Origin of the sequence: Mesorhizobium sp. M0293 (genome assembly GCF_040321735.1) — a bacterium.
Lineage (GTDB): Bacteria > Pseudomonadota > Alphaproteobacteria > Rhizobiales > Rhizobiaceae > Mesorhizobium.
This window is the reverse complement of record NZ_JAMYSA010000228.1, coordinates 1-3,885: the sequence shown is the minus strand read 5'-3', so window position 1 is coordinate 3,885 and position 3,885 is coordinate 1. Positions and strand designations below refer to the sequence as shown.

The following is a 3,885-nucleotide window of genomic DNA, read 5'->3' as shown; positions in this document are numbered from 1 at the left end:
GTCTTCCCAGACACCACCGGCATTGATCACGTCGGTCTTGATCGATTTGTAGGACGTGACCCGGCGGCCCTTCACAATTCCAGTCTCGACGAGAAGCCAGGGCGCATGGCAGATCGCGCCGACGACCTTGTTGGCCGACCAGAACGACTTGATGAAATTGAGGGCTTTCGGCTCGATCCGCAGCAGGTCGGGATTGATGACGCCGCCGGGCAGGACGATCGCGTCGTAGTCATCCGCCCGCGTCTCATCCAAAATCTTGTCGACGGGAACCTCGCGGCCCCAATCCTTGTGGTCCCAACCCCTGATCTTGCCGCTTGCGAGCGACACGACATCGACCTTAGCGCCCGCTTCACGCAATTTCCTGAGCGGCACTTCAAGCTCGGCCTGTTCAAAGCCATTTGTCGCAAGGATAGCGACGCGCTTACCGGAAATATCCTGCATTGGTTCTCTCCATCGTTGGATTGACGGTGGGCTAACGAGACCCAGCGGGAAGCGTTCCTCGCTGTAATTTTATGTGATTTCTGAGGAGGACGAGGAAGTTTCGGCCAAGCAGCTCGGCCAGCGCCGGCCCGAAAAACGAATAAGCCGCGGAGTTCCGCGGCTTTTCGATGCTTGATTTCCCTAGAGGAAACTGGAGCGGGTGAAGCGATTCGAACGCTCGACCCCAACCTTGGCAAGGTTGTGCTCTACCCCTGAGCTACACCCGCTCGCACGGCGTCTTGGCCGCAAGCCGGGCCTATATGGCTGAAGAGCGCGGCGATTGCAACAGGGAAATCGCAGGCTTTTTTGCAACGCGGCAAGCGATGCCGGCAAGCCGCCGGCACTGCGCGGCGGGCATGCGAGTGGCGGGCGGCGGCGGCGCCACCGCGAAGGGCGGTGCCGCTCATAGTGATGTCGCATGACGGTCTTGTGTCGGCCGTCCCATTGGCCGTAAACGGCATGGGCTGACCAACGGGACGAAGACAAACCGATGCCGAAGACCGAAGCCGACCTGATGGCGTTTCTTGCCGAACTCGGCATTGCTGCCTCGACGAAACGCCATCCGCCTCTCTACACGGTCGCCGATTCGCAGGCGCTGCGTGGCGAAATAGAGGGCGGGCACACGAAAAACCTGTTCCTGAAGGACAAGAAGGACAATTTCTTCCTCGTCACCGTCGGCGAGGATGCGGTTGTCGACCTGAAGCAGATCCACCAGGTGATCGGCGCCGCCGGCCGCGTCTCCTTCGGCAAGCCGGAGATGCTTATGGAGCTGCTTGGCGTCACGCCGGGCGCCGTCACGGTCTTTGGCGTCATCAACGACACGGCAAACAGGGTTAAGCTCGTGCTCGACAAGGATTTGATGGAGCATGCGGTGATCAACGGGCATCCGCTGACCAATGAGGCGACGACATCGATCGCCGCAGTGGACCTGATCAGATTCGTCGAGGCAACCGGGCACGATGCTGCTATCTTGAAAGTCTCCGCGTGATCGCCACATGGAAGGCTTGAAACCGACGGTCTGAAGGATATGGCGCCGGCTGCCAGCCGGCCGCGCTACGGAAGGGTTAAAGAGATGAGCGACAACAATCCGTTTGGCGGCCCCTTCGGCGGCAATGGCGGCCAGTACACCACATCGGTGCAGTATGGTGGAACCGCGCCGGCGCCGGCGAAGGTCGCGCTTGGCGATGCGCCCACTGCCCCTGCCAATGTCATCAAGGACACGACGACCGCCGCCTTTGCCGCCGACGTCATCCAGGAATCGCGCCGCCAGCCGGTGCTGGTCGATTTCTGGGCGCCCTGGTGCGGGCCCTGCAAGCAGTTGACGCCGCAGCTGGAGAAGGCGGTCAAGGCCGCCGGCGGCAAGGTCAAGCTGGTCAAGATGAACATCGACGACCATCCCTCGATCGCCGGCCAGCTCGGCATCCAGTCGATTCCCGCGGTTATTGCCTTCAAGGACGGCCAGCCAGTCGACGGCTTCATGGGTGCGATCCCGGAGAGCCAGATCGCCGAATTCATCACCAAGGTCGGCGGCAAGGGCGATGGCGCGCCGCCGGTGGCCGAGGCGCTGACCGCGGCTGCGGAAGCGCGCGACGCCGGCGACATGCAGACCGCTGCCGACATCTATGATGCCATCCTGGCGCAGGCGCCGGAGACCGTCGAGGCGATCGGCGGCCTGGGCGAGCTGCTGTTCGAGGCTGGCGACGTGCAAGGCGCCGAGGCACTTTTGGCAACGGCGCCGGAAGCCAAGAAGGATGCGCCGCCGCTGGCCGCCCTGCGTGCCAAGATGGCGGTTGCCGCGCAAGCGGCGGCCCTTGGCAATCCGGCCGAGTTCGAGCGCCGCCTGGCGGAGAATCCCGCGGATCATCAGGCGCGTTTCGATCTGGCCATGATTCAGAACGCCAACGGTGACCGCACCGCGGCGGCCGACAATCTGCTGGCCATCATCAAGGCCGACCGGACCTGGAACGAGGACGGCGCCAGGACGCAATTGCTGCAACTGTTCGAGGCCTGGGGCATGACCGACGACGCGACGCTTGCGGCGCGGCGCAAATTGTCGGCGCTGCTGTTTTCCTGACCTTGCGGTTGTTTTGCCGCACGGGCTTGGCGTCGGCGATCACCGCGCCAGATTAAAGCATATCGCCCAGAAGTGTTCCCGGTTTTGGGAGAACGATATGCGTTAAAACAAAGAGATAGAGCGATTCAGCGTTTTCGTGAAACGGTGGACGGCCTAGGACGGGGAATTGACGCGCTTCTTGATGGCGCGATCGGAGGAATGAGGTGCAAGCGGGAAACGCGCATTACCGGCTCGCCAAGCATTTGCCGTCGACGATCCCGATCTTTCCGCTCGAGGGTGCGCTTTTGCTGCCGGGAGGCCGCATGCCGCTCAACATCTTCGAGCCGCGCTACCTGCAGATGGTGGACGAGGCCATCACCGGCTCGCGGCTCATCGGCGTCATCCAGCCCAGTCTCGACGGCGCCTTGCGCGACGACGGCGAGCCGGAACTCTGCAATGTCGGCTGCGCCGGGCGCATCATCGCCTTTTCCGAGACCGGCGACGGCCGCTATCTGATTTCACTGCAGGGCGTGTGCCGGTTCCGCATTACCCGCGAACTGACGGTCAAGACGCCGTTTCGGCAGGCCAAGCTGGCGCCCTTCCTCGCCGATCTCGATGAGGATCAGGCGGCCAACGAGATCGACCGGCCATCGCTGCTCAAGGCATTTCGCGCCTATCTGCAGGCCAACGACCTGGAGGCCGACTGGGAAAGCGTCAGCCGGGCGGAAAATGCCATGCTGGTCAATGCGCTGTCGATGATGGCGCCCTACGGGCCAGCCGAGAAACAGGCGCTGCTCGAAGCGGCCGACCTGAAGACGCGGGCCGAAACGCTGATTGCCATCACCGAAATGGCGCTGGCGCGCGAGAATGAGGATTTTGGGTCGAGTCTGCAGTAAGATGTGCCGATATTCAGGTGAGGCCGGCCGGCGAACGGCGCGGCCTGAGCTGAATCTCAACACAGGCCCGCAACTGGCTGGAAGAGAATCTTATGGCGGCGGTTGGACGTGACGGGAAGAAGGTCAATGTCGACCCCAAGCTGCTGGAACTGCTGGCCTGCCCGCTGACCAAGGGGCCGCTGACATGGGATCCGGAGCGCGGTGAGCTGGTCTCGCGGGTCGCCAAGCTCGCTTATCCGGTGCGCGACGGTATCCCGATCATGCTGCCCTCGGAAGCGCGGACGCTGTCCGTGGAGGATGTGCTGGCCCCGCCGCCGCCTCGCCTGAGCGGGCCTTCGTGAATTCGAGCGCGCTGGGGCGCAGAAATTGCCGTGGCTAGCGGGACAGCACCCCCCTCTGGCCTGCCGGCCATCTCCCCCGCAAGGGGGGAGATTGGATGTCGCATCGGCCTTCACC

5 protein-coding genes and 1 tRNA gene are annotated in these 3,885 nt (G+C 63.3%); 4 read left to right on the top strand and 2 right to left on the bottom strand.

Features of this window, described 5'->3' with window-relative positions; translation table 11 throughout:
• Together NKJ06_RS34800 and NKJ06_RS34795 are read right to left on the bottom strand one after the other, a co-directional pair.
• The coding region (locus tag NKJ06_RS34800; RefSeq protein ID WP_352812448.1) for a type 1 glutamine amidotransferase domain-containing protein at positions 1-441 on the bottom strand (441 nt) is incomplete at its 3' end.
• A gap of 191 nt (positions 442-632) precedes the next feature.
• Positions 633-707 (bottom strand) — tRNA-Gly (locus NKJ06_RS34795).
• 263 nt (positions 708-970) lie between these two features.
• Between NKJ06_RS34795 and NKJ06_RS34790 the strand changes: the two genes are divergently transcribed.
• The 4 genes from NKJ06_RS34790 to NKJ06_RS34775 all read left to right on the top strand — a co-directional run bounded on the left by NKJ06_RS34790 (position 971) and on the right by NKJ06_RS34775 (position 3,770).
• On the top strand, positions 971-1,468 hold the full coding sequence (locus NKJ06_RS34790; RefSeq protein WP_352812446.1) for a prolyl-tRNA synthetase associated domain-containing protein: 498 nt from the start codon (positions 971-973) through the stop codon (positions 1,466-1,468).
• Positions 1,469-1,552: 84 nt separating this feature from the next.
• Positions 1,553-2,554, top strand: a complete 1,002-nt coding sequence (gene trxA, locus NKJ06_RS34785; RefSeq protein WP_352812444.1) for a thioredoxin — start codon at positions 1,553-1,555, stop codon at positions 2,552-2,554.
• Positions 2,555-2,757: 203 nt separating this feature from the next.
• On the top strand, positions 2,758-3,429 hold the full coding sequence (locus NKJ06_RS34780; RefSeq protein ID WP_352632132.1) for an LON peptidase substrate-binding domain-containing protein: 672 nt from the start codon (positions 2,758-2,760) through the stop codon (positions 3,427-3,429).
• A 92-nt stretch (positions 3,430-3,521) separates the two neighbouring features.
• Positions 3,522-3,770, top strand: coding sequence for a Trm112 family protein (locus NKJ06_RS34775; RefSeq protein ID WP_352632134.1), 249 nt, complete (start codon positions 3,522-3,524; stop codon positions 3,768-3,770).
• Positions 3,771-3,885: the final 115 nt, after the last annotated feature.

Coding starts and splice junctions, on each gene's coding strand:
- trxA (WP_352812444.1), top strand. CDS start 1,553: ATGAGCGACAACAATCCGTTTGGCGGCCCCTTCGGCGGCAATGGCGGC.
- NKJ06_RS34775 (WP_352632134.1), top strand. CDS start 3,522: ATGGCGGCGGTTGGACGTGACGGGAAGAAGGTCAATGTCGACCCCAAG.
- NKJ06_RS34790 (WP_352812446.1), top strand. CDS start 971: ATGCCGAAGACCGAAGCCGACCTGATGGCGTTTCTTGCCGAACTCGGC.